Source organism: Streptomyces palmae (genome assembly GCF_004684805.1).
GTDB lineage: Bacteria > Actinomycetota > Actinomycetes > Streptomycetales > Streptomycetaceae > Streptomyces > Streptomyces palmae.
The window spans coordinates 1-991 of record NZ_SRID01000737.1 but is presented as its reverse complement, the minus strand read 5'-3'; the positions used below and the strand labels follow the sequence as shown (position 1 = coordinate 991).

The following is a 991-nucleotide window of genomic DNA, read 5'->3' as shown; positions in this document are numbered from 1 at the left end:
CGGCCGCGCGCACATGCACAGCGTCCCGATCCGGATCGGCGTAGACGGCTACGCTCGCGATCCCGGCATCCCGACAGGCACGGGCAACGCGGACAGCGATTTCGCCACGGTTGGCGATGAGCACCTTGCGCACGATGGCTCCCTCCTTGAAACAAGCCGAGTTTAGGTACTGGCGACACTGTGCGCCGAGAAGCCTTCGGGGGTGAGCTTGACCACACGGAGCGTGAGAGCGACTTGGCGGGACAGCGGGAAATCCCTTGTCACTCCACGTTACGCCGCCATTTCCAGGGCGTGGTCAGGGCCGCGGTGTGGTCAAGGTCTCCGCCCGGCCGAGTGACCGCCGTTGGGGTTTCTTTGTGGAATTCCTACGAACGGGGGGCGGAAACTTTGCTGTCTGGTCTCGCGGCGTCCGGGTGGTGCAGAACCCTTGTCCAGCGGCTTACCCGTTAGTAGCGTTCCGCTGACGGCCGTACTGCGGGTAACGGTCTGGAGAACGGTGGGGGCACTTCCTGGGCGGAGGGCGTCGGGTGCCCCCCGTAACGGAGGTGGGCGGGGTGGCACGCAGACCGGTGGCCGCGGTGGCGGCGTTGGTGCTTATCGGGGAAGCGGTCGGCATCGCCCTGCTCAACTGGATCCTGGGCCTGATGGTCGACCGCCAGAAGATGTCCATGGGCGGGATGGACCCGGACGCGATGTCCCGGGGCGCCTGGATCATGGGCGGCGTCTTCGGGGTCTACCTGCTGGGCTGCGGGTTCGTGCTGCTGCGGGCCGCGGTGCGGGATCGCGGCCCGGGCCGCTTCGGGCGCGTCCTGCTGGTCACCTGTGCGGTGCTGCACGGGCTGCTGGGCGCGCTGACGGTCGGTCTGGTGGGGTGGACCGCGTTCGCGGTCATGATGGTGGTGATGGGGATGATCGTGTTGACGCTGATGGCGTACGGGGCCGACGCGGATGGGTCGGCGGAATCGGCGGAATCGGCGGGGCCGGGGGATTC

Annotated in this window: 2 protein-coding genes; one reads left to right on the top strand and one right to left on the bottom strand. The window is 68.0% G+C overall.

Annotated features, from left to right (window positions below; genetic code table 11):
- A partial coding sequence (locus E4099_RS32395) for a biotin carboxylase N-terminal domain-containing protein (protein WP_135341814.1) occupies nucleotides 1-133 on the bottom strand: 133 nt, incomplete at its 3' end.
- 421 nt (nucleotides 134-554) lie between these two features.
- Here E4099_RS32395 and E4099_RS32390 point away from each other — a divergent pair.
- A partial coding sequence (locus E4099_RS32390; protein WP_135342645.1) for a hypothetical protein occupies nucleotides 555-991 on the top strand: 437 nt, incomplete at its 3' end.